This is a genomic window from Gammaproteobacteria bacterium (assembly GCA_035546635.1).
In the GTDB taxonomy this organism is placed as follows: domain Bacteria; phylum Pseudomonadota; class Gammaproteobacteria; order JAURND01; family JAURND01; genus DASZWJ01.
Window position 1 is genome coordinate 69,634 of record DASZWJ010000046.1, and the last position, 20,339, is coordinate 89,972.

13 protein-coding genes and 1 pseudogene are annotated in these 20,339 nt (G+C 42.4%); 8 read left to right on the plus strand and 6 right to left on the minus strand.

Annotated features, from left to right (window positions below):
* Positions 1-160: 160 nt before the first annotated feature.
* Entirely contained in the window at positions 161-5,452 is a 5,292-nt protein-coding gene (locus VHE99_12490) for a hypothetical protein (GenBank protein HVV69825.1), read from the minus strand.
* A 211-nt stretch (positions 5,453-5,663) separates the two neighbouring features.
* Here VHE99_12490 and VHE99_12495 point away from each other — a divergent pair, with 211 nt between their 5' ends.
* Entirely contained in the window at positions 5,664-6,149 is a 486-nt protein-coding gene (locus VHE99_12495) for a hypothetical protein (protein HVV69826.1), read from the plus strand.
* A 41-nt stretch (positions 6,150-6,190) separates the two neighbouring features.
* Here the strand turns inward: VHE99_12495 and nth are convergent, their stop codons facing one another.
* The 4 genes and pseudogenes from nth to rocD all read right to left on the minus strand — a co-directional run bounded on the left by nth (position 6,191) and on the right by rocD (position 10,223).
* Positions 6,191-6,835, minus strand: coding sequence for an endonuclease III (gene nth / locus VHE99_12500; protein ID HVV69827.1), 645 nt, complete (start codon positions 6,833-6,835; stop codon positions 6,191-6,193).
* Between the two features lie 8 nt (positions 6,836-6,843).
* Positions 6,844-7,242 carry an RnfABCDGE type electron transport complex subunit B gene (locus tag VHE99_12505; GenBank protein ID HVV69828.1) on the minus strand — a complete coding sequence of 133 codons (399 nt, stop codon included), beginning with the start codon at positions 7,240-7,242 and terminating at the stop codon, positions 6,844-6,846.
* Positions 7,243-7,253: 11 nt separating this feature from the next.
* Positions 7,254-8,894: pseudogene (gene metG, locus VHE99_12510) on the minus strand (methionine--tRNA ligase).
* A gap of 117 nt (positions 8,895-9,011) precedes the next feature.
* On the minus strand, positions 9,012-10,223 hold the full coding sequence (gene rocD, locus VHE99_12515; GenBank protein HVV69829.1) for an ornithine--oxo-acid transaminase: 1,212 nt from the start codon (positions 10,221-10,223) through the stop codon (positions 9,012-9,014).
* Between the two features lie 433 nt (positions 10,224-10,656).
* Here rocD and VHE99_12520 point away from each other — a divergent pair, with 433 nt between their 5' ends.
* The gene (locus tag VHE99_12520; GenBank protein HVV69830.1) at positions 10,657-11,292 is read left to right on the plus strand and encodes a TIGR02444 family protein; all 636 of its coding nucleotides are present in this window, start codon (positions 10,657-10,659) and stop codon (positions 11,290-11,292) included.
* Between the two features lie 122 nt (positions 11,293-11,414).
* Positions 11,415-12,206, plus strand: a complete 792-nt coding sequence (locus VHE99_12525; protein ID HVV69831.1) for a hypothetical protein — start codon at positions 11,415-11,417, stop codon at positions 12,204-12,206.
* Between the two features lie 162 nt (positions 12,207-12,368).
* On the opposite strand, the gene VHE99_12530 is transcribed toward VHE99_12525, so the two are convergent.
* Positions 12,369-12,968, minus strand: coding sequence for a hypothetical protein (locus VHE99_12530; protein ID HVV69832.1), 600 nt, complete (start codon positions 12,966-12,968; stop codon positions 12,369-12,371).
* 150 nt (positions 12,969-13,118) lie between these two features.
* On the opposite strand from VHE99_12530, the gene fba reads away from it, so the two are divergent.
* The 5 genes from fba to VHE99_12555 all read left to right on the plus strand — a co-directional run bounded on the left by fba (position 13,119) and on the right by VHE99_12555 (position 20,336).
* Positions 13,119-14,183 (plus strand): class II fructose-bisphosphate aldolase, encoded by a 1,065-nt coding sequence (fba, locus tag VHE99_12535; GenBank protein HVV69833.1) that lies wholly within the window; start codon positions 13,119-13,121, stop codon positions 14,181-14,183.
* A gap of 175 nt (positions 14,184-14,358) precedes the next feature.
* The gene (yihA, locus tag VHE99_12540) at positions 14,359-14,958 is read left to right on the plus strand and encodes a ribosome biogenesis GTP-binding protein YihA/YsxC (GenBank protein HVV69834.1); all 600 of its coding nucleotides are present in this window, start codon (positions 14,359-14,361) and stop codon (positions 14,956-14,958) included.
* A 17-nt stretch (positions 14,959-14,975) separates the two neighbouring features.
* Positions 14,976-17,018, plus strand: coding sequence for an oligopeptide transporter, OPT family (locus VHE99_12545; protein ID HVV69835.1), 2,043 nt, complete (start codon positions 14,976-14,978; stop codon positions 17,016-17,018).
* A 64-nt stretch (positions 17,019-17,082) separates the two neighbouring features.
* Positions 17,083-18,831, plus strand: coding sequence for an ABC transporter permease subunit (locus VHE99_12550; GenBank protein ID HVV69836.1), 1,749 nt, complete (start codon positions 17,083-17,085; stop codon positions 18,829-18,831).
* Between the two features lie 197 nt (positions 18,832-19,028).
* Positions 19,029-20,336, plus strand: a complete 1,308-nt coding sequence (locus VHE99_12555) for a nitrate/sulfonate/bicarbonate ABC transporter ATP-binding protein (protein ID HVV69837.1) — start codon at positions 19,029-19,031, stop codon at positions 20,334-20,336.
* Positions 20,337-20,339 lie beyond the last annotated feature (3 nt).

Genomic DNA, 20,339 nt, shown 5'->3' on the forward strand with positions numbered 1-20,339 from the left:
TTAGTCGCTGGCCCGAAACTTAAAAAATGCACGTGTCCCGGCAAGAAGCCGGGAGAAAGGAAGCAGGAAAGCGAAACTTTAACTTCCCTGTCAGCTGGATCCCGGCATCCATGCCGGGACGACGTGCATTTTTTAAGTTTCCGGCGACTAGTTACAATTTTTAATGAACACGATCATATCCTTGATCTTGCGCCAAAGTCGAAACTTCTTCTGTTATTAGCGCTGTTGTTTTCAAGCCTTGTTGCGCTGGAACTTGTTTTGTAGGCGTGCGCCAATGCTGAGTTAATGAACTTACCGAGTACCTACTTTTATAAAGCAATTCTGCCCACCCAGATATTTGGTTACTATGACTAATAGATGCCAATGACAGAATTGTTTCTTGAGACCTAAATGAGTTAGTAATTTCAGAGAAACCTGGAGCATCTTTACTATGAGCCTTAAAATAATGCTGAAGAATGTCAGCCATTGCTTTTCCGGCTCGAATTAAGTATTCCGGCGGCAATTGCGTGACTCCTGGCACAAAGCTAAGTAACGCTCTACAAAAAGGTTGTATAATCGTGAGTGCTAACGGATCAGTAAAATTGCCTTCCTGTATCATTTTTACCATCCCGGCAAAATGATGTTTTACCTTAACATTGAGCCCGCCCAGCCTTAACACATGTTTGAAGTAATTTTCTAAATAATCACTGAGTTTATCTGCTGGCAACTGCTGAATCGATTTTTTAAAGTCATAATAGTAAAGCATTTGAATTCCCCGTTGACAGCGCGGCAGATATTTGGCAAACCGCGGAAAAAAATGCCGTATATTACTTAGTCCTTCAGGCGATGATAGATGTACAGGAAATTTTTTATTTTTTATATACGATTCTGATTTTTTTATATACGCCTGATCAAATTTAAATTTAATCCCAGCTTCTGGATCAGCACGAAGAAACATTTTACCGCCCGTTAAAGGAAATGGGTTATCATTACTGACATAGTCTTTAGTTCTAACGGAAAGTTCAACCCTGGTGCTTTTTTTATCAGTGCTGAAATAATTCTGAAAAGTACGACCATCGCTATCCCCAGCTTGAAAAGGAAAACTACGTGTTGTTAAGGGAACCTTTTTTAATAATTCAGCTAGAGTCATGTCTTTGGGTAATTCGATCACTAAATCAATATCTTTAGCCTCAAATTTTCCATCCGTTAATAAAGAATACGCGCATTCAGTCAGAAATGAGCCACTCACATAAGCATTGACGCCAATTTTTCTTAGCTCTTCTATGAGCTCAACGGCTTTAGTCAGTGCAGTCTTTTTTTCAGGAGTTAAGATTCCTTCCAAATCTTTTAAAGAAAATTCTTCAGGAAGTTTAGTAAATTTCCGAGGAGGTAATGGCGGTTGTTGCAGGTCAACTTCTTGTTTTTCTGGAAGACCAGGCATTATTCCCAGCTGCACTAGCATGTCCTTTAAATCATTTTTTTTAGTTTCAAGTGGTTGAGTTGTTGAAGGCTGAAAGAAATGAGGCGTAAAAGAATGTGCCGTTGGAATTCGCTGATACGCACTTGGCTGCGCAGTAAAGGAGTTTTTCGAATCATCTTGTGTTCCTTCCCGCCCATGTTCTAGTGGCTCGCTAGCGTCATATGGATAATAGAGTTCCTCATCCTTTGGTGTATCAAAGGCGGTTTGGTATAATAATTTTCTGCTGTGATTGTTTTTAGCATCAAATTGTGCAAAATCTTCCGTTAAATAGGTTGGGACTGTCCCTGAATAAGTCTCTTCCAGTTCTTCATTTTGTAGCCCCATTGCCACATCTTCGAAATAAAGTTCTTCATCTGTAGCTACTTGGATATCGTCCTCGTAAGGATACAAAGCTCCAGATTCCAGGGATGGGAAACTTTCACCTTCTTGTTTGCTTTCTCTTGGTATCTCTACCGGGATGACGTCTTCTATATGGGATGAGCCGTTATCTTCATCTAATGTAATATCTGAGAAATTTTGTAATCCTTGAGCATCGTCAGCCTCGCTCTCTCCCCTTTCCAAATCAATTCCGTGAGTAAGGGGTGGGATGTGTGGGGATGCGACAATTTGAGATAATGGCTGTGTATTACCGCTGTTTTCATCGAATTGCTCGGATGCTGTTGGGAAAGATGTCTGATTCGACGTTAAAGAGCTTTCCTCTGGTATTTCATGTTCTGGCGATTCTATATCTCTATCCTGATCGCCAAGTACTTCATCTGGTATTTTGTCTGGGGATGTTTGAGATGATGATTGTATACTGCTATTTTTCTGCTCAGGTGGCTGCTCAGATTTATCGATAGATGAGTCTTGGGTTGATGCTTTACTTAAGTTAATTTCTGTTGCTTTGCTGCGTTGATGTTGAATAGGTGGAGTTGGGTTTTCGTCTTCTGTTTGAGTTTTTTGATTATTATTTAGCAATTTATGATCTTTCAGCAAATCCCGCGCTTCTTCATCTAATTTATCGGTTAAAACTTCTGGCGAGCTATTTTCTACAGCTTGCTCTTTATCTATTGAAGATTTAGGTTTAACCTTTTGTCTTTCCTTTTTATTTTGCTTCTTTTGCTGTTTTAATTTTTTTGCAGATATTTTAGGTTTATGTTTTTTGTCAGGTTTTTTTGTGGAAGGCGTAATTGCTGTGGCTGCGGATAAATCATCTGTGACTGGTTTAATAAATGATTGAGAAGCAGACACAGGCACTTCAGATTTTTTGTTAACTATCAGTTCTAGTTTTTCTAGTTCAGCCTCAAGATTTTTTATCTGTCCAAAATATTTTGGCTTTTTATCTGCGTCTTTATTTTTTAGTAAAGAAATTTGTTTATGACAGTTTGTTAAATCATTTTTTACTGACTTTATATAATCTTGTTCAGTTTTAATTTTATTTGGTTTGTGTTTTTTCGATTGATCGACGACTTCATTAACCAAGTTCTTTAAATCTTGCAATGTATTTCTAGATCTTGCCAGCAAATCATCGATAACATCAGCAGTGGTTTTTTTTAGTTTTTTTGTAGGGATTAACTTTTTCGAGTCTAGGTCAGATATTGTAGTATTTTCGACAGGCGATTTGAATTTGCTTTTTGTTTCTATATTCTCTGTTAGATTGTTAGGTTCGGTATTTCCTGTCAGGTGTTTTTTGTGATTATCTGTTTTGGGAAGAGGTTGTGGGGGAAGTTGTAATTTTTTAGGCGTATTGGGTTGAAAGTCTTCGCTTGTTGGATTCTTGTTGATGCTTGCCTGAGAAAGTGTATTTTTTAAGTCCCGGAGTGCCGCTATAGGTTCGCATGCCTTTTGAAGAATGGCGGCAATACCTAGGGATTGTCGCGAGCTTTGTTGTATTTGTATGAGAACATTAGCTGATATTCTCAATACTGCTGAAGGGTTCGGGTCTCCTTGTTCTTTGAAATCACGGGTGATTTCTTCCAGAGCAGATGCTATTTTGTCGTTTGTCTTTAGTGAAGCGGCTTTAGTGAATTTAGATAGCCAACCAAATAGCGCAGTGCCTGCCGCTAATAGCTGCCAAAATGAAAAGAAATCTTCAGGATTTACTTTAAGCTTTGGATTTTTTTTACTTTCTCGTGTAGCTTTGGCTAATTTCGTAGATTTTTCTTCTTCTAATTGACCATATTTCTCACATAAATCTGAACATATTTTTTCTAATTTATTTACATACTGTGCTTTTTTTCTGGTATATTCCTCTTTATATTCATTTAAAGAGTTTTTGTATTTTTCTATCGCCTGAGATTCATTTCTTTCTAGCATAGTTATAGCATGCGCATATTGCTTTTCAAGATCATGGATAACAGAAAGAAAATCTACAGTTGGATCGGCCAATACTTTATCTAATTCTTCCATCGCCAAATCCAATTTGCCCATATCTTCCTTCATCGTTACTAAAACAGAGTGTAAAGTAGCTAAATCTTGAGTGGATTTATTGTTTTGTTGTGGGGCATGAGTTGAAGAAATTATAGATGTCTTTATATCGTGAACAGTTAAATTTTGTGTAGTATTTTTTTTCTCAGGCTTATTGTAAGATGAATCGAGTTTCTTGTTACTTATTTGAGTAGTTTTTATGTCGCTGAGTATCGGCAGGGATTCGCATGCCTTCTGAAGCGTGGAGACAATATCTAGAGATTTTTGTGAACATTCTTGCATTTTTGTACGAACATTGGTTGCAACTCTCGATACTAAATCCTTACTTGCGTACATATTCAAATCACTTGCGATTACTGTCATCCTAAATTTTATAACTTTACTTTCTTCATGTAATGGCTGATCTTTAGTAAGATTATATAGCCATGCAAATAGCAAATCTCCCGCCAATAATAGCTGTAAAAATAGGAGCGCATTATTTCCATCTTGCACTTTATTATATTCAGTCTCTAATTTCTGGTATTTCCTACATAACTCTAGACACATTGCTTCTAATTTTTTTTCATACTGTCCCTTTTTCTTAGTATATTCCTCTTTATAGTGATTTAAGCGTTTTTTGTATGCTTCTGCCGATTTATATTTTTCCAGTATAGCAGCAGCACGAGCTTGTTGATTTTTAAAATCTCGAATAACGGCAAGAAAATCTACAGTTGGGTCAACTAGAATCTTATCTAATTCTGTTATCGCTAAATCCAACTTTTTTAGATTTTCTTTCATCCCAGGGAAGATTGCTTGTAGTTTAGCTTGATTATTTTTTGTAGTATCGCTCTGTTTGGGTAAATTATTTGGTGCAGATTTTTTTTCCTGAGGTGATTTTTGCTGTGAAGCAGCATGCGGAGGAATTGGAATTGTGGGGGTCCTTTGATCCTGAGGATTTGACTTCAAATCACCAGGTGGTTCATATGCGGCAAAAATAGCATCAATACTCCAAGGAGTACCTGAAGATTTTACGAGTTTCTCTATACGAGATTTTGTTAAAATTAATTCATATTCTCGGTTCAATTTTAATTTAGAGATATCCTCGTTTAAAATCCTAAGACTTTCTTTTACAGGTAATTTATCATCAAGAAATTGCAAAATCCATTCAAATAGCATTTTTACTATTACTGCCAAGCGAAGCAAACGAAGCTGAGTTATTGCCTCTTGCCCCACTTGCGCCTCACGTGTTATTTTTTCATATAGCTCACGATATTTATCACATATTTTTTTGTATTTCGCAGTAGGTTCATCGAAATATACAATTAATTTGTTACCCAATTCTTTAACATATTGACTTATTTTATCCCTATATTGATTAGTCAGAGGATGTATGTCTCCAGAAGATTTTAAAATAGTGTGCACTTCCGTTTGCTTACTTGTAAATTTTTCTACAAATTCATCGTACGAAGATAATGTTTTTGGGTTAACCAAGGTGTGATCTAGCGCGTTTAATGTTTCATCTAACTTACATATATCTTCTTCTATTTCCGCAAAAATTAGTGGTATGCGTGAAATTTTTTTATCCCGTTCCGATTGTAGCTCTGACATAATATTATTCACCTAATTCTAAATTTACAGACTGAGTCTGCTTGCTGCACGGCAAATACAAAATTTAAAACCCAATATAATCAATAAAAATTAAAGAACTATTAAGAAATTTAATTGAAAAATTTAGCAGAGTGTTAAGATTCGGTTAATATATCAGGAATAAACTAGTGTGATATTTTTTTGCAACTCGATATGATTAGAGAATAAAAGTATGTCTGGTTTGAATAATCTCCTTGATGAAAATACCTTAGCTATTTTACAGAACACTATCAATCACATTATCCTAAAGGCACAGAGTTATAAAAAACTTGCAAATTTAAACCGTCTGCTGCCAAAGGAAAATCTACCTCATTCTAAACCCGGCAGTCTTAAAATCTCAGAAGATCACATAAATGCTCTCCAATATCGCGCCGCTGCAGATTTTTTAATCGATCACGCCAGAAAATTACAAGATATTCAAAAAATTTTAATAAATCCATGCTCAATATCAGCGCACACCGAGGCGCTTGAAACGCTAAAAAGGCTCAATCACCAACTTTTCGCTACAAGCTTACCTGCTCTTCCTGAGACTACATCACAACTAACTAGTGGATTTTTTAAAACCTCTGACCTAACCAAAGCTCATAAAATTTCACCTAAAAAACTAGAAAATTCGAAAGAAATAGATGCTTACTGCTCAAATAGGCTGCCCTCCTGAGCAAGCTGTCATCCTGAGCGCAGCGAAGGATGACGGCTTGCTCAGGATGATAAGGAACTTGTCTTATCTTTATATTCACATAAATCAGCAATCAAGCACTGCGGACATTTAGGTTTTCTTGCGGTACACACATAACGTCCATGCAGCACTAGCCAGTGATGCGCATGCTTTCTAAATTCGGGTGGCACAACTTTTAATAACTTCTGCTCCACTTCCCGCACATTTTTACCTTTGGCAAGTCCAGTACGATTAGCCACACGAAAAATATGTGTATCTACCGCAATGGTTTCATCACCAAATAAACTATTTAAAATCACATTGGCAGTTTTACGCCCAACGCCTGGCAGCGACTCCAATTCGGAGCGTTGCCTGGGTATTTGCGATTGATATTTCTCAACCAACAGCTGCGAAGTTTTAATGATATTAACGGCTTTGGTATTATAAAGACCAATGCTTTGGATAATTTTTTTTAACTTTGCTTCTCCTAAGGCCAGCATTTTTAGAGGGGTATTGGCGAGGGGAAATAATTGCTGAGTGACGATATTGACGCGCTTATCGGTGGCTTGCGCAGAGAGAATAACCGCAACTAACAATTCAAAATCAGAGCTGAAATGCAGCTCAGTTGTTGGGTGCGGGTTTTGCGCTTGAAAGCGCTGGAACATTTCAAAGCGATCTTTTTGAGTCATATAAATAGTCACCCACAACGTTCTGCCTCCTTGCATTTTTTAACTTTCACTCTAGCTATAGCAGCTGCAATCTCTGCTGCTGCATTGCTTGCTACTTTATTTATTTCAGGATTTTGCTGCCCAGCATCTGACGCAACTAAGCGCAATTTTCGGGCTTTAACGCGTTTTCGTGCTTGACGCGCTATGTTTTTACGCATTTCAGCAGAAGGTAAAGGTATCTCATACATTTCTATGCAATCAACTGGGCAGGGTGCCACACACAATTGACAGCCGATGCATTCATCCGTGATGACCGTATGCATGAATTTTTGCGCGCCGATGATGGCATCCACGGGACAGGCTGTCAGGCACTTGGCACAACCGATGCATTCATCTTCGCGGATTAAGGCTCGCTGTAAGGTTTTCATCAGGAGGCAGTGGATTTATCGAGTAACGCCGTAATCGCAGCTGGGTCGATGCGTTGCAATAATGGCTGAAATGTGGCTATTTGCTGTGCCAATAATGGCGTGGCGAGGTTAGCCCAATTTAACGGAGCGGTGTTGAGAAAATGCTCCGCTTTACTCGCGGTTTTAGGCAGAATCGGTTTTAAATACGTCATAATCACTTTGAACAGATTGATGCCTTGCGTACAAACCTTTTGCACTCGGTCTGCTGAATCGGGCTCTTTGGCTAATACCCACGGTTTGACTGCATCAATGTATTGATTGGCGCGATCAGCTAATGACATGATTTCGCGCACGGCGTGCTGGTACTCACGTGCATCATATAACTGTGCAATTTTAGCGCCTACTGCAACTGCCTCATGATATAAATCTAGATCATCTAATTCTGTCGCCAATTTTCCGGCAAATTGCTTATTGATAAATCCCGCACAACGGCTGGCAATATTGACAACCTTTCCGACTAAATCCGCATTGATGCGCTGTACAAAATCCGTGAAATTCAAATCGATGTCTTCGATATGGCTATTGAGTTTGGCTGCAAAATAGTAGCGCAAATATTCAGAATCCAAATGCGTTAAATACTCACGCGCGGTGATGAAAGTGCCGCGGGATTTTGACATTTTCTGCCCATTAACTGTCAAGAAACCATGCGCGAACACCGCAGAAGGGGTACGAAATCCACTGCCTTGCAGCATTGCCGGCCAAAATAGTGCATGAAAATAAATAATATCTTTGCCGATAAAATGATAGAGTTCCGTGGTGCTGTCTTTACCCCAATAATCTTCGAAGCATAATTCCGGACGTCTTTCGCAGAGTTTTTGAAAACTTGCCATATAGCCTACCGGCGCATCTAACCATACGTAGAAATATTTACCCGGGGCATCGGGGATTTCAAACCCGAAATACGGCGCATCACGGGAAATATCCCAAGCTTGCAAGCCGGTCTCAAACCATTCCGTTAGTTTATTTGCGACCTGCGGCTGCAAATGCCCAGACCGCATCCAATGTTGCAGTTGTTCTGTATAATTTCCAAGTAGGAAAAAATAATGTACCGATTCTTTTTGTATCGGCGCGACACCAGATAACACTGACAGAGGGTTTTTCAACTCAGTAGGTTGATAGGTAGCGCCACAGACCTCACAGTTGTCACCATATTGATCTTTTGCGCCACAACGTGGACATTCTCCCTTGACATATCGATCTGGTAAAAACAGATTTTTTACTGGGTCATAGGCTTGCTCGATGGTGCGTGTTTCGATATCGCCGCGCTCACGCAGGCGTTGGTAAATGAGATTGGAAAGTTGTTGGTTTTCCGGGGAGTGGGTGGTGTAGTAGAAATCAAAATTAATATTGAAATCGGCAAAATCTGCGCGGTGTTCGGCATTGCTTTTGGCTAGTAATGCTTCGGGGGTGATGCCTTGTTTTTCAGCGCTAATCATAATGGGCGTGCCGTGGGTGTCTTCACCACAGACAAATAAGCATTCTTCGCCGTGCAAATTTTGGAATCGCGCCCAAATATCGGCTTGTACGTATTCTACAACATGGCCTAAGTGAATGGCGCCGTTGGCGTAAGGCAAGGCAGTGGTAATTAGAATTTTTCGGGGTTGTTTTGTCATAGTTTTAATTGTGAGATTGAAGCTACTATTTCCCTCTCCCGTCTGTGACCGAAGGGAATCCCCCTTGCGGGATGAGAGGGTTAGGGAGAGGGAGTTACAGTACTGAAGAGGAGGATACTACCCAATTACCCGCTCTATTTCCGCCAAACTGTGCTTAATGATCCTTAATGCCTCATCAATCTGGGCGCGTGTCACAACCAGCGGTGGGCACAGACGAATGACAGTGCCATGGGTATCTTTGGTTAACAATCCATCTTCGATTAACTGCAAACACACATCTCTAGCACTCACTTTGCGTGTATCAATTTCAACCCCAATAAACAGGCCTTTTCCGCGTACCTCTTTAATTAATGGGCTTTTGATCGCTGATAGTGCTTTGAGAAAGTAACTTCCCAATTCTGCTGAGTTGGCCACCATATTTTCGTTCACCAGCGTGCGCAAAGCGGTTAATCCTATCGTTGCAGCCAGAGGATTACCACCAAAAGTACTGCCGTGGTCACCCGGATTCAACACGTCCATCACTTCACTTCTGGCTAAAAACATAGATACGGGTAATAAACCGCCGCCCAACGCCTTACCCAAAATGACGCCATCTGGCTTAACGTCTTCATGCTGGCAAGCTAGCATTTTCCCAGTACGCCCAAGACCGGTTTGCACTTCATCAGAAATAAATAGCACATTGTTAGCAGCACAAATTTCCGCGCATTTTTTTAAATAGCCGCTAGGTGGCACGCGAATACCTGACTCACCCTGTATTGGCTCAACCAAAAAGGCTGCGGTATTAGCAGAAATGGCATTTTCCAAAGCATCGGCATCGCCATAAGGTATACACTTAAATCCTGGGGTTAATGGACCAAAGCATTGACGGTACTGTGGTTCAGAGGAAAAGCTAATGACTGTGGTGGTACGACCGTGGAAATTCCCTTCAAGAACAATAATTTCTGCCTGATTATCCGGGATACCTTTGGCGACATAACCCCATTTGCGCACAACTTTAACCGCCGTTTCTACTGCTTCAGCACCTGAATTCATAGGTATCGCTTTGTCCAACCCTATCAATTCACAAGCATATTCAAGAAAGGGCGCTAACTTATCACTGTAGAAAGCACGTGAGCAAACACAAAGCTGCTGCGCCTGCTTGGTTAAAGCCTCCACCAGCACTGGATGGCAATGCCCATGGCTCACTGCAGAGTAGGCGCTCATCATATCCAAATACTGTTTGCCATTAATATCCCATAGATAACAACCCTCCCCCTTAACTAAGACGACAGGCAATGGCAGATAATTATTGGCTGAATAGCGGTTTTCAGTATCTAGAATTGGATGCATAGTTTGATTCCTTGGGGAATAGAGCCAGGTTATACTTTCCCGCTTTTGAAAAATGGGGACTATGGGCATTTAAAGAGATTCAGCACAATATTAGCAATCCCAAACTCTTTAAATCCCCCCGCAGGCCTTACGGCCTACGACCCCCTTTTCAAAGGGGGTGAGTTGCTACAAAATTTTGTTAATTTGTGATTATAATGTTATTTTTCTCAGTGTATAGTATCCACATTTGAAATCGCGGTTTTTGCGATTTCAAATGCAACTAGGCGATGGGGGATTTTAAGGGGGAGTATCCCCCTTATTCTTAAAATAAAATATATTCACCGTGTCTTTTATCTCATAAAATGCACAATCTTTCATCTGATTATATTAAGTGTTAAAAACCGCAATCTCAAACACGGTGAGTATATACTTCTTGGCAAAGGATGTTAACCATATGTCAGCAAAACCCCCTGCTTTATTGCCAAACCACCCATTTTGGAGCTTTTCTTGCCAGGTTTATGAAAAGACCAAAGACCATCTACTCGGATTGCAGACCCGTTATAATCTCAATATCAATATGCTGCTGTTTTGTCTATGGTTTGCCGCTAATAACCATAGCTCGCTGACTAAACAGGATTTAAAGCATTTATTGACCAGCATCCACACTTGGCATGAGCGCATCGTGGCGCCTTTACGTCATTTGCGCAATGGCCTCAATAAAAATACCCTGCTAACGCCAACCTGGGTAGAATCAGTCCGCGAGGAAGTGTTAGCCACTGAATTAACCGCAGAACATATTGAAGAACTTCTCATCATCGATGCAGCCCCCAAAAAGGGGCAGCGTAACCGCCGCACACTGACACAACGCGCAGCTTTCGCTTGCCAAAATATTTCCCTGTATTGTCAAGTACTCTATATTTACCCCGATGAGGCTGACTGTCAGTGCCTTGCTGATATATTGATTGTGATATTCGCCGAGTTAAACCCTGAGGATGCTTTGGCCTTATGCCGCGCGGTGCTGATGGGCAAGCATCTACCGAATAATAAAGCGACGCAAAAGCAATTGCAGTTGGAGTTGTTAATTAGCTGATAATCTTCCTTTGCCTTTAGCTGGATTTTGGCTCTTTCATACTATCTTAAGTTTATAGCGTTAAAATATTAATAAAATTTCATACAATTTACGGTTATAAAACTTAAATGCGAGGCCTCCTCATGGCAGCAGAAACATCTTCTTCCAGTACTAGTCCTGGGCAGAAACTAGCCCCCAAACCTGCGAAAATTATAACCGCTGATAAAACCTTTGAAATTCCACCCAATGCCTCCAGAGAACAGTACAATCATATCGTAAAAAATTGTCTCGACTTCATTAAAGCCAATAAATTGCAGAATAAACCCCTCACCCTCCAGGGCTTTGAAAAAAATGGCAGCGAGGCAGCTAAGCAATTAATCAAGGCCAATGTACCAGTCCTTGGCCTCGATGATCCATCAAACTCAAAAATTAGTAATAAAGAACTTAAACTGCTCAATCAGGCAGCTATAGAAATCCGTAAAGAACTCAAGGGCAAGCCAATATCGGAAAAAGATTTTGCTAAACGTTTACAAGCGAAATTTAATCAATTAAACCAACCTGCGCCAACGGCTGAGGTTACTTTACTCGACAATCAAGGAAATAGCATTAGAGAGAGGTATGATCCCAAGCAGCGTCAATTCCGGGAAGTACAAGGTTCTTTGAATCAGCAATCTAACAACTCCGGCAATAAAATATATACTAGTGCAGGAACGACTATCTCAGCATCACCGACGCCTGTAACACAAAAGAAAAAAGCTGCAATGCCTGCACCTTCCAACACAGCTCCTATGCCCAAACCCAGTTGGATCAAGCAAACTGAAGAATTAAAAACACAGCAAGCTCAGGCTCCAGTACAACCACGTCCACCAAGCATTTTTGATCTTCCTACTATTCCAAAGCCTCCTAAACCACCAGGTAGTACCGTTTCAGGGTGATGCCTAACAAAATCTGTCTCTGCGCATAAAGACAGATTTTCATTAAACTGTCCTAATTCATAGAGACAGATTAAACCCATGTAGTGCCTTTACTCAGCTTAATGCAGCGAAATCTAAGATCCCGCGATCAAGTCGCGAGTGCACTCAGGATTTTTATCGCTTTTAGGTTTTGCTTGGTCTGATGCCTACTCCCAAACTCGGCGCCACACCGCCAGCTAAACGTAAAATGCGCTCGCGTTTTTTCTTTTCTTTTTCCGTGGGTTCGTATCCCACTAAGGTGTAATTTTTATTCAGTGCCGCCATCCATGCCGCCCATTGCATAAAGGGCGTACCTGATACAATTTCCACACCAGGCCAGCCTTTTTCCATGGCAAACTCAATCATCGCCTCTGCAGTAATATAAGTTTGGGTGATAATAGTGCCCGCCCCTGTCTCTGACCCACCTCCCTCTTCTTCTTTAAGCTCAGGATTTCCAGGGCCAAATAAATACTTGCCCGGGGAAGTACTCATCGCTTGACCATAATCATGAATGACCCAACCACTTGGAGCCCTCTTAAATCGAGGAATGATTTCTTCTTCCCAGACCGCTTCACTATTAATCATCTGCAAATAGGGGTATAAACGCAGCAGGTATTCCACCTCTTGATGGGAAACTGGGCGATTCCAGTCGATTTGCGGGATATCTTCGCCAAACATTCGCTCTTCCCATAGCGAATTTAAATCTATGGTGGATTTATTGCCATTACCTGATTTGCTGCGCATTTTTGAGGGCACCTCAGCTAAAATTTGATGCGTAATTATATCATATCCCACCTCTATCTAAACCTATCCGTTGGAATTAAATATGAATTAGTAAAAAAAATTTGTATAATGCCAACCCTTTCTTTCAAGAATGAATAACAGGACACTCCTATGCCCCTTATTTCTTTACGTCAGTTATTAGACCATGCCGCCGAACACGGTTATGGTGTTCCAGCCTTCAATGTCAATAACTTAGAGCAGATACGCGCAATTATGCAGGCTGCTGATGCGACTGACAGTCCGGTTATCCTTCAAGCTTCAGCCGGCGCAAGAAAATATGCAGGTCCAGAATTCATACGCCAGCTCATTCTGGCTGCCGCCGCTGAATGGCCTCATTTACCGATTTGTATGCACCAGGATCATGGTGCAGCGCCAGCGGTATGTCAGCGCTCCATTCAATTGGGTTTTACCTCGGTGATGATGGATGGCTCACTAGAGGCAGATATGAAAACTCCCTCTTCCTATGAATATAATGTCAAGGTCACACAGCAGACTGTGTTTATGGCACATGCTTGTGGTGTTTCCGTTGAAGGTGAATTAGGCTGCCTTGGCTCTTTGGAAACCGGCATGGCCGGCGAGGAAGATGGCTCGGGCGCAGAAGGTGTATTATCTCACGATCAACTACTCACCGACCCTGACCAGGCAGCAGAATTTGTCAAAGATACCGCAGTAGATGCCTTGGCAATTGCCATCGGCACCAGTCATGGCGCTTATAAATTTTCCCGACCACCTACGGGTGATACACTGGCCATTGACCGCATCAAGGCCATCAATAAGCGCATTCCAGATACCCACCTGGTCATGCATGGTTCCTCTTCCGTGCCACAAGAATGGCTAGCCATTATCAATCAATATGGCGGTGATATTCGTGAAACTTATGGAGTCCCCATTGAAGAAATTCAGCAAGGGATACGCCATGGGGTACGTAAAATTAATATTGATACGGATTTACGTCTGGCTTTTACTGGCGCCATTCGCCGGGTACTGGGAGATGATCCAACGGAATTTGATCCACGTAAATATCTAGGCGCAGGCACCAAAGCGATGTCAGAAATCTGTAAAGCACGTTATGAAGCCTTCGGCACTTCTGGCCAGGCATCTAAAATTAAAGTTTTGTCTCTGGAAAAAATGACTGAACGTTATGCCGCGGGTGAGTTGGTGCCGCGTGTGCGTTAAAGACTTTTTCCCCGCGTAGGCGCACAAATGTCCGGTAAAACTCTATATCCCCTCTCCCACAAGAGGGGAGGGGTTACAGTGGTTAGCCGGACACTTGTGCGCCTACGCAGGCACTATTTTTATGTTTCGCGCCAGCAACTAACTAAGAATACAGCACAACCACCAAAGACAAGTTATGACCTCAAAAACCCTTTACCATCAAGCAACCTTTTTACTAAGTGCCCCCGCGCTTGAGCATTTACCCCCCGATAACGGCGCAGAAGTAGCATTTATTGGGCGCTCCAACGCTGGTAAATCTAGTTCAATTAACGCCATCACTGGTATCAAAGGACTGGCACGCAGCAGTAAAACCCCCGGCCGCACACAAACACTCAACTATTTCCGCCTGGACGATCAACGTCGCCTAGTCGATTTGCCAGGCTACGGTTATGCTAAAGTGCCATTGACCGTGAAACAGCGCTGGCAGCAATTGGTACACCGCTATCTGGAAACGCGAAAATCCCTCAAAGGCTTAATCTTAATCATGGACATACGCCATCCCATGAAAGACTCTGACTTGCAGATTATTAACTGGATAGGTCGTTGTGAAATTCCCTTGCATATCCTTTTGACCAAATGTGACAAACTGAGCCATGGCGCGGCTTCCTCGGTGCTACGTCAGGTCGAACAGGATTTGCAATCCCGTCCCGGCGCTCTTAGCGTACAACTTTTTTCTTCTTTGGATCGAACCGGTCTAGAACAGGCTTGGGCGATTTTAAACCAATGGCTTCCCTAAAATAAGAGGAGTATCTTATGCCACCAAACTCTGCCACCCCTTCAGTTACTCCCTTCATCCCTGCCAGCCAATCTTTACCTGAAATCACTTTTAAAGCCGTTATCCTCAGTATTATTCTTGCCGGTGTTCTAGGCGCTTCCAATGCATACCTAGCATTGAAAGTTGGCACCACCATCTCGGCCTCTATTCCGGCTGCTGTGATTTCAATGGCCATATTGCGCTTGTTTAAAAATTATAATCTTTTGGAAAATAACATTGTACAAACCGCAGCTTCAGCCGGTGAAGGCATTGCGGCAGCCGTGGCATTTGTGTTGCCAGGTTTGTTGATTATTGGACACTGGAAACACTTTGACTACTGGACTACGGTGTTTTTAATTGCTATCGGCGGCATATTGGGAGTATTGATTTCTATTCCTTTGCGCCGCGTGATGTTGAACTATCCTACCCTGACTTTTCCTGAAGGTACGGCTGTAGGTCGCGTGCTGCAGGCTACGGCCACCGGTCAGAGCCAGATAAAAAAATTATTAATGGGCGGCTTAGTCGGTGGGCTGATTAGTCTGTGCCAAACTGGGTTTCAGATCTGCTCGGATAATCTACAATTTTGGTTCTTGGGTAGCAGATCACTAGTATACGGTACCGGATTTGGCTTTTCGCCAGCCATTATCGCTGCCGGATTTATTATTGGTACACAGACGGCCATTACCTTGTTAGTTGGCGTCATTATTGGCTGGGTAGTTGGCATTCCATTTTTAGGACATGTCTATGGTTTACCAACTGGCGATACGACGCCTTATGATATGGCCATGGATCTTTGGAGCCACCATCTGCGCTTTGTAGGTGTCGGCACAATGCTGATCGGCGGTTTGTGGACATTGATTACCTTGCTGAAACCCATTATCAATGGTTTGATTGTGCCATTACGCGCACTCAAACAAGAGAAAAAAAGCGGCCAGAAGTTAACGATACTACGTACCGATCGTGATATCTCTATACGCTACCTGGTTTGGGGATCACTGATTCTGGCCATTTTAGCGTTTTTTATGATTCTACATACGCTACAAGCTAGCGGGATAGCTATGGGTACTGGGCATACTGGTTATAGTATTGGCTTGATCGGTGCAGTGTATATTGTGGTGGGTGGATTTTTAGTGGCTTCTATTTGTGCTTATATGGGTGGCCTGGTAGGAATGACCAATAATCCATTATCAGGATTAATGTTGATTTCAGTTTTATTAATTTCGGTTATTCTGGTACCGGTGTTTAAATTCGGTTTGCATATCACACCCAGCATGACGACAGAAGCCGTGGCGATTGTGCTATTGATTACCACTGTCGTAGCTATTGTTGGCGCCATCTCCGGTGAAAATCTGCAAGATTTGAAGGCCGGGCAAATGGTCGGCGCAACGCCTTGGAAGCAGCAGGTGATGTTGCTAGTGGGTGTTGTCGTTTCGGCCTTTTTAATCAGTCCAGTCATGGAATTGTTATTTAAAGCCTATGGTATGGGTGGTGTTTTTCCTCATCCAGGCATGGATCCATCACAAATGTTAGGCGCACCACAAGCTAGCTTGATTGCAGCTGTGGCTAAAGGTGCATTTGGTGGTTCTTTGCCTTGGTTTGATATCTCTATGGGGTTAGGGGTCGGTTTAGTCACTATTATTATTGATGAATGGCTTAAAACCAAAGGCCAACGTCTACCGGCTTTGGCGATGGGGTTGGCGATTTATCTGCCACCGGAAGTGATGACTCCGATTATTATCGGCGGACTGGTGACCTGGTTAGTCAAATCTCGGTTGAGAAAACAAAATGGTGGCGCAGCGCATCACGCACCTTCGATGGAAGCGGCTAATCTGCTTGCTTGTGGCTTGGTAGCCGGAGCGGCATTAATGGGAGTGATTCTGGCTATACCTTTTGTGATTGCCGGTAGTTCTAATGCGATTAAATTGGTTTCGGATAATTTCAAGCCAATTGCGGATGCATTAGGAGTGATTAGTTTGTTGGGGGTTTGTGTGTGGCTTTATGTGACGGGTACGGCTAAGGCTAGTGCTGAGAAAATGCCTTAATTACTAAGATTCTCCCCCTTTTTCAAAGGGGGTGTGAGGTTTTTATTTAGAGAGTACCCAAACCGTGCCTATCTTCGCCAAATGGACTTATGCTAAAAATGATCTGAAAGGCTGGAGCTATCCCAATTATTGGGACTTTATTGCGATCTGCCTAGTATTAGCGATTATCGTTTTATTCGCTTGGGGCGCCAAAGGCATGGCCACGCCTTATCATTTGGGCGAACCCATCCATATTTCCCTAAACCCCGCTGATTTACCCTATTATGCTTTTCGTAGCGTGCTGCGCATGGCTTTAGCACTAATATGCTCATTGTTGTTTACCTTCATCGTCGGCACAGCGGCGGCTAAAAGCACGCATGCTGAGCGCTTTATTATACCGGTAATCGATATACTGCAATCCGTGCCAGTCTTAGGGTATTTATCGGTTACCGTTGTGGTATTTATCGCCATGTTCCCCAATAGTCTATTAGGACCAGAATGTGCGGCGATATTTGCCATCTTTACTGCACAAGTCTGGAACATGACTTTGAGTTTTTACCAAAGTCTGCGCACAGTGCCTGAGGATCTGGTGGAAGCAGCACATATCTTCAGACTATCAGCGTGGCAGCGATTTTGGCGTTTAGATGTACCTTTTGCCATGCCCGGATTGTTATGGAATGCCATGATGTCTATGTCAGCCAGCTGGTTCTTTGTAGTGGCTTCCGAAGCTATCTCTGTCAACCACCAAAACATCACTTTGCCTGGTATTGGTTCTTATATCGCGCTTGCCGTATTGCACGCAGATATGAGGTCTGTCGTTTATGCCATCATTGCGATGTTCATTGTGATTCTAATTTACGACCAAATTTTATTTCGCCCCTTAAATGAATGGACAGATAAATTTAAATTTGAACAGCTAGGAGAGGAACCTGAGACACATTCCTGGGTTGTCAAATTATTACGTCGCACCAAATGGATGCAATCCATAGGTAAATTTTTGTTGCTATTGTGGGAATGTTTTATCAACCTACGGTTGTTCTCTCATCGCAGGCAAGAAATTCAGGGGACTCACCGCGCCAGTCACTGGCAATTGACGGCAGTTATACTATGGTATGTGCTGCTGACAGTAGCTATATTGGTTTCTGTCATTATCTTAGCACGCTTCGTGCTGGCTACTGTTTCATGGGCTGAAATTGGGCATGTGATTGTTTTAGGTTTTATTACTGCGCTTAGAGTCTTGATATTAATTTTTTTATGTTCATTGTTATGGATTCCGCTTGGCGTCTGGATAGGACTGCGCCCCCGTTATAGCAATTTTGCTCAGCCTATTATTCAGTTTTTAGCTTCTTTTCCCGTCAATCTGGTTTATCCGGTTGCTGTGATTATCATTGTTAACTTCCACCTTGATACCAATATTTGGACTTCACCGCTTATGATCCTGGGTTCACAGTGGTATATCGCGTTTAACGTGATTGCTGGCACGAATGCGTTGCCTAAAGATTTACGTCAGGTGGCAAGTTCACTCAATGTGCGCGGTTGGTTGTGGTGGAGGAAATTGATTCTACCCGGAATCTTTCCCTATTATGTGACTGGCGCCATCACTGCAGCTGGCGGAGCGTGGAATGCCAGTATTATCGCAGAAGTGGTACATTGGGGTCATACTGAATTGCGCGCTGTCGGTTTGGGCTCTTATATTACCCACCAGACCAGTTCTGGAGATTTCGCACGTCTGGCATTAGGTATTGCGGTTATGTGTCTTTATGTCTTATCCATTAACAGGGTACTATGGCGTCCCTTATATAGATTAGCCGTAGAAAGATTTAAATTATCTTAATACCAGTTCGTTTACCATGATTCTTTTATGCAGGTGACCTGCTATTTCAAAGACATCCATTACATTCACTCACAACCCTCGCGCTATAAAACAAGAGGGGGAAGTTAGATATAATTCAGCTTAAAATAAAAATTTATGACAAGAACTGCTATACTCAAATGCGTCAAGCATATCGCCAAAAACACGGAGCATCCCACGTGAATTTCCCCAATTCTCCCACTCCTCTTATAACTATCACTGGCCTATGCAAATCCTTCAAAAAAAGTGATTACCAAGACTTATTGGTGCTGGATAATTTAAATTTTTCCTTGTATGAAGGAGAAATTATTGCCTTGTTAGGTAAATCTGGCTCGGGAAAATCTACCCTGCTACGCACTATTGCCGGGTTAACCAGACCAACCACCGGTCAAGTGGTCTATCAGGGACAGCCTATTTCTGGTCCTGTCAAAGGGCTGTCTATGGTATTTCAAAGTTTTGCCCTCTTCCCCTGGCTTACCGTATTGCAAAACGTGGAGCTGGGGCTGGAGGCACAAGGTGTCTCGCGCGCAGAGCGGCGAGCACGTGCACTGGAAGCGATTGATGTGATTGGTCTTGATGGTTTTGAGTCTGCTTACCCTAAAGAATTATCCGGCGGTATGCGCCAACGCGTCGGTTTTGCACGCGCGTTAGTAGTCAATCCTGAAGTTTTATTAATGGATGAACCGTTTTCCGCTCTTGACGCTTTGACCGCTGATAACCTACGCAGCGATCTTTTGGATCTTTGGCAAGATAAAAAAACCAATATCCGCTCCATTTTGCTAGTGACGCATAATATCCAAGAAGCCGCTTTAGTGGCTGACCGTATCCTGGTATTTAGCAGTAATCCTGGCCAAATCCGCGGTGAAATCAAAGTGAATATCCCCCACCCACGTTCCGACGAAGATGAAAAAATCCGCGAAGTCGTCGATGAGATTTATATGCTGATGACCACAGCCATCGGCCAAGCGCAAGACCTGACCAAACACAAACCCACTGGCATCGGCTATCGTCTGCCTAAAGTACAGGTTTCTGAGTTGACGGGTTTTTTAGAAACCCTAAGCTCTCCTGACTATCAACAAAAAGTCGATTTGCCTGAACTGGCAAAAGACTTAAATCTGGATGTCGACAAACTGTTTTTGAATACTGAAGCTTTAGAAATTCTGCATTTTGCTGACGTTTCTAAAGGTGATATTGAATTGACCCGTGCTGGCAGGCAATTTTCTGAAGCCGATATTCTGCAGCGTAAACAACTCTTTGCCGCACATTTAATGAAATACGTGCCACTCGCCCGTCATATTCGCCGTGTACTGGATGAACGTCCTGGCCATCGCGCCTCTGAAGATCGTTTTCTGCGAGAACTGGAAGATCATTTAAGTGAAGAGGCTGCAGGCGAAGTGCTGGAAGTCGTTATAGACTGGGGACGTTATGCAGAGTTGTTTGCTTATGATTACAATTCCGGCGTATTGAGCCTTGAAAATCCGCAATAGCTT

Excerpts from the sequence above, each read along its gene's own strand:
- nth (HVV69827.1), bottom strand. The coding sequence starts at position 6,835 with ATGACTCAAAAAGATCGCTTTGAAATGTTCCAGCGCTTTCAAGCGCAA.
- VHE99_12520 (HVV69830.1), top strand. The coding sequence starts at position 10,657 with ATGTCAGCAAAACCCCCTGCTTTATTGCCAAACCACCCATTTTGGAGC.
- VHE99_12530 (HVV69832.1), bottom strand. The coding sequence starts at position 12,968 with ATGCGCAGCAAATCAGGTAATGGCAATAAATCCACCATAGATTTAAAT.
- VHE99_12490 (HVV69825.1), bottom strand. The coding sequence starts at position 5,452 with ATGTCAGAGCTACAATCGGAACGGGATAAAAAAATTTCACGCATACCA.
- yihA (HVV69834.1), top strand. The coding sequence starts at position 14,359 with ATGACCTCAAAAACCCTTTACCATCAAGCAACCTTTTTACTAAGTGCC.
- VHE99_12545 (HVV69835.1), top strand. The coding sequence starts at position 14,976 with ATGCCACCAAACTCTGCCACCCCTTCAGTTACTCCCTTCATCCCTGCC.
- rocD (HVV69829.1), bottom strand. The coding sequence starts at position 10,223 with ATGCATCCAATTCTAGATACTGAAAACCGCTATTCAGCCAATAATTAT.
- fba (HVV69833.1), top strand. The coding sequence starts at position 13,119 with ATGCCCCTTATTTCTTTACGTCAGTTATTAGACCATGCCGCCGAACAC.
- VHE99_12505 (HVV69828.1), bottom strand. The coding sequence starts at position 7,242 with ATGAAAACCTTACAGCGAGCCTTAATCCGCGAAGATGAATGCATCGGT.
- VHE99_12525 (HVV69831.1), top strand. The coding sequence starts at position 11,415 with ATGGCAGCAGAAACATCTTCTTCCAGTACTAGTCCTGGGCAGAAACTA.
- VHE99_12495 (HVV69826.1), top strand. The coding sequence starts at position 5,664 with ATGTCTGGTTTGAATAATCTCCTTGATGAAAATACCTTAGCTATTTTA.